Genomic DNA, 4,071 nt, shown 5'->3' on the forward strand with positions numbered 1-4,071 from the left:
GCCTGCAAGCGGCCGCGGCCCCGGGTGGCCGGTGCGCAACCGGCCGGCGCCGTGGACCGCGCGTCCCCGGCAGACCTGCCCGATGCCGTCCGGTGCGGTCGCGCAGCCCGCGGGCGCGGCTGTCGCCGGCGACCCCAGGCGGCCGTGAGCACCTCGCGGCGGTAGTCGACCTCGCTCTGCACGTAGTAGTCGGGTCCGGTGGGGAACATGGCCCTGGTCCTCTCGGTGGTGTCGTGCTGACACCTCGAGACTCCTCGGCTGAGGTAGGGCCGGACATCGGCAGCGATCCCAAGATCGCGGGGCCGGGGCCGGGCCGCTACCTCAGGCCGCTACCTCAGGGAGCAGGCAGGTCGGCCGGGTGCCTAGACCACACCCTGGGCCAGCATGGCGTCGGCCACCTGGCGGAAGGCGGAGGCGTTGGCGCCGACCACGTAGTTGCCGGGGGCGCCGTACTCCTCGGCCGTGGCCGCGCACCGCTCGTGGATCCCGCGCATGATCTCGGCGAGCCGCTCCTCGGTGTACTCGAACGTCCAGGAGTCCCGCGAGGCGTTCTGCTGCATCTCCAGCGCGCTGGTGGCGACGCCGCCGGCGTTGGCGGCCTTGCCGGGGCCGAAGAGCACGCCGGCGCCGGTGAGCACTCTGACGGCAGCCGGCGTGCACGGCATGTTGGACCCCTCGGCCACCGCGGCGCAGCCGCCCTTCACCAGCGCCTGGGCGCCCTGCTCGTCCATCTCGTTCTGCGTGGCGCACGGCAGCGCGACGTCGCAGGGCACCTCCCAGATGCTGATGTCGCTGTGGTGCCTAGCGACACCGCCGCGCTCCTGGACGTAGTCGGTGAGCCGGCCGCGGCGGACCTCCTTGACCTGCTTGAGGATCTCGACGTCGACCCCCTCCTCGTCGACCACGACGCCACCGCTGTCGGAGCAGGCCACCACCGTCCCGCCCAGCTGGTGCACCTTCTCGATGGCGTAGATGGCCACGTTGCCCGAGCCGGACACGACGACCTTGGCGCCGTCGAGGCCGCGGTCCCGGGTGCGGAGCATCTCCTCGACGAAGATGACCGTGCCGTAGCCGGTGGCCTCACGCCGCACCTGCGAGCCGCCCCAGCCCAGCCCCTTGCCGGTCAGCACGCCGGACTCGTAGCGGTTGGTGATCCGCTTGTACTGCCCGAACAGGTAGCCCAGCTCACGCTGGCCCACACCGATGTCACCGGCCGGGACGTCGGTGTACTCGCCCACGTGCCGGTACAGCTCGGTCATCAGCGACTGGCAGAACCGCATCACCTCGGCGTCGGAGCGGCCCTTGGGGTCGAAGTCCGACCCGCCCTTGCCCCCGCCGATCGGCAGCCCGGTCAGCGCGTTCTTGAAGATCTGCTCGAAGCCGAGGAACTTCACCGTGCCCAGCAGCACCGAGGGGTGGAACCGCAGCCCGCCCTTGTACGGGCCGAGCACGGAGGAGAACTCCACGCGGAAGGCGCGGTTGATTCGCACCCGGCCGGTGTCGTCCAGCCACGGCACCCGGAAGATGATCTGCCGCTCGGGTTCACAGATCCGCTCGATGACGCGGGCGTCGACGTACTCGGGGTGCTGGCGCACCACCGGCCCGAGGCTGTCCAGCACCTCCAGGACGGCCTGGTGGAACTCCGCCTCAGCGGGGTTGCGCCGGAGCACCTGCTCGTAGACCGGCTGCAGCACGGGGTCGAGATCGGGCATGGGAGCCTTCCCGTCGGCGAGTGGCGAACGAGGCCACGGTAGTCGCCCCCGCCGGCCGGTGCCGCGCGGGCGGCGATCTCCGGCACCGGGTTGACCACCGTGGTCAGTGCCGGGCGGCTCGTCGTGGCCGCTACCGAAGGTCGCTGGTGCGCAGGCCGGAGGTGAGGGCGGCGGCGTAGGCGTTGTAGCCCTCGGCCGTGGGGTGGAAGGCCACCGACAGGTCCGGCGACGGGCCGTGGATCCACGGCTCCGGGGAGCCGATGCCGTGGCCCTCGAACCGGCTGGTCACGTCCAGGTACTGGGCGCCGTGCGCTGCGGCCGCGGCCGCGAGCACGCCGTTCAGCAGCTCCACGCCGGCGTTGACCGCCCGCTGCTCGGCGACGGAGAGCAGGCTGGTGTCGCCGTACTCAGGGGAGAACAGCAGCGGGTACCCGGTGACCACGACGTGCGCCTCGGGGGCGGCCTCGGTCACGGCGGTGAGGGTGGCGTCCATCCGGCCGGGCAGCTGCAGCGCGATCGCCTGGGAGGCGGCCGTCACCGCCGCCTGGCACTGGGCGTCGCTGCCGAGCAGGCAGGCGGCCAGCGCCTGGCTCCAGCCGATGTCGTTGCCGCCCACGGTGAGGGTCACCAGGTCGGTGCCGGCGTCCAGCTGCTCCAGCTGGCTGCTGATCACGTCGCTGGTGCTGGCGCCCCCGCACGCGGCGTGGGCCACCAGGTCGATGCGCCGGCGCCCGTCGACCCGGGCGGGGTAGGACCCGCCGGTGCGCCCGCAGCCGTCCACCGCCGGCGGGGCACCGACCCCGGCGGCGTAGGAGTCACCGAGGGCGACCGCTTCCACCTGCGGGGGCGGCGCGGCCGTGGTCGGCCCTCCCGCCAGGAGCAGCGGTGCTGCCAGCGCCAGGCCGGCAACCAGGGTCGTCCACGACCGCGGGAGCCTCATGCCCGCGAGCGTAGCCCTCCCCCGGCCCCACCACCAGCGTCCTGACGCCGGGCACCAGGACGCTGGTAGCGGCCGGCGGGCCGGTGCTGCCGACCGCCGTGGGGGCGGCCCTTGCCGCCCGGCCGGTGGGTTCGCTGCGAGCGCCGGGGGCGCAGCAGGTCGCTCAGCTGCTGCTCGGTCACCGGCTCGGCGGTCGGGGCGCGCTCGCCGGCGATGTCACCGACCAGCGCGTCCTCCGGCCCTGCCGACTGCAGTCGCGCATGGACGCCGGCCGACTCCAGCAGCCGGGAGACGGTGCGCCGCTGGTGCGGCAGCGCGAGCGTGACGACCGCGCCACGGTCACCGGCGCGGGCGGTCCGCCCGGCGCGGTGCAGGTAGTCCTTGGGGTCGGTCGGTGGGTCGATCTGCAGCACCAGCGAGACGTCGTCGACGTGGATGCCACGGGCAGCGACGTCGGTGGCCACCAGGACCGGCAGCTCGCCGCCGCGGAACGCGCCGAGCACCCGGGTCCGGGCCGCCTGGCCCAGCCCACCGTGCAGTGCGGCGGCCATCACCCCGGCCTCCCGCAGCTGCAGGGCGACGCGGTCGGCGCCGAGCTTGGTGCGCGCGAAGATCAGCGTGCGACCGCGGCGGGCGGCCAGCGCGGCGACCATGTGGCGCTTGTCGTGCGGGTGCACCAGCAGCGCGTGGTGCTCCATCGTCGCCACGCTCGCGGTGGCGGCGTCGGTCGCGTGCGTCACCGGGTCGGTGAGGTGGTCGGCGACCAGCGCGTCGACGCCGTGGTCCAGGGTCGCCGAGAACAGTAGCCGCTGCCCATCGGCGGGGATCTGCTTCAGCAGCGCCGTGACCGGTTCCAGGAAGCCCAGCTGGGACATGTGGTCGGCCTCGTCGAGCACGATCGTCTCGACCGCCGACAGGTCCGCGTCGCCTCGCTGAACGAGGTCGGTGAGCCGGCCCGGGGTGGCGACCAGCAGGTCGACGCCGCGCTCGAGCGCGGCCAGCTGGGGGCCGTAGGCCATGCCGCCGGCCACCAGCTGGTGACGCAGGCCGACTCCGGCCAGCAGCGGCCGCAGCGCGTCCACCACCTGCATCGCCAGCTCACGGGTCGGGGTGAGCACCAGGGCGCGCGGGCGGCCGGGCCTGGCCTGGCCGCCGGCGAGCCGCTGCAGCATGGGCAGCCCGAACGCCAGCGTCTTGCCCGAGCCGGTCTGCCCCCGGCCGAGCACGTCACGCCCGGCGAGGGCGTCCGGCACCGTGGCGGCCTGGATCGGGAACGGGGTGAGGATGCCCTCGCCGGCCAGCGCGGCCACCAGCTCCGGGACCAGCCCGAGCTCAGCGAAGCCCTCGCCGGCCGGGGGCACCGGCACGCCGGCCGCGGAGGCGAGATCGGAAGAGCGGCGGGGCGGGAAAGAGTGTTTG

The 4,071-nt window shown here is 74.4% G+C and carries 3 protein-coding genes; all 3 read right to left on the bottom strand.

The annotated features are described in order from the left end of the window. Positions 1-362: 362 nt before the first annotated feature. Entirely contained in the window at positions 363-1,712 is a 1,350-nt protein-coding gene (gene gdhA / locus GFJ45_RS15410) for an NADP-specific glutamate dehydrogenase (RefSeq protein ID WP_153398798.1), read from the bottom strand. Positions 1,713-1,842: 130 nt separating this feature from the next. After that, a complete protein-coding gene (locus GFJ45_RS15415) occupies positions 1,843-2,652 on the bottom strand; it encodes an SGNH/GDSL hydrolase family protein (RefSeq protein ID WP_153398801.1) in 810 nt (269 codons plus the stop codon). Beyond that, positions 2,649-4,071: DEAD/DEAH box helicase (locus GFJ45_RS15420; RefSeq protein ID WP_228387175.1), on the bottom strand; the 1,423-nt coding region annotated here is incomplete at its 5' end. The genes GFJ45_RS15420 and GFJ45_RS15415, both read right to left, overlap by 4 nt.

Source organism: Ornithinicoccus halotolerans (genome assembly GCF_009602535.1).
Lineage (GTDB): Bacteria > Actinomycetota > Actinomycetes > Actinomycetales > Dermatophilaceae > Ornithinicoccus > Ornithinicoccus halotolerans.

Bases quoted from the DNA above. Each gene is read 5' to 3' on its own strand.
- gdhA (WP_153398798.1), bottom strand. From the start codon at position 1,712: ATGCCCGATCTCGACCCCGTGCTGCAGCCGGTCTACGAGCAGGTGCTC.
- GFJ45_RS15415 (WP_153398801.1), bottom strand. From the start codon at position 2,652: ATGAGGCTCCCGCGGTCGTGGACGACCCTGGTTGCCGGCCTGGCGCTG.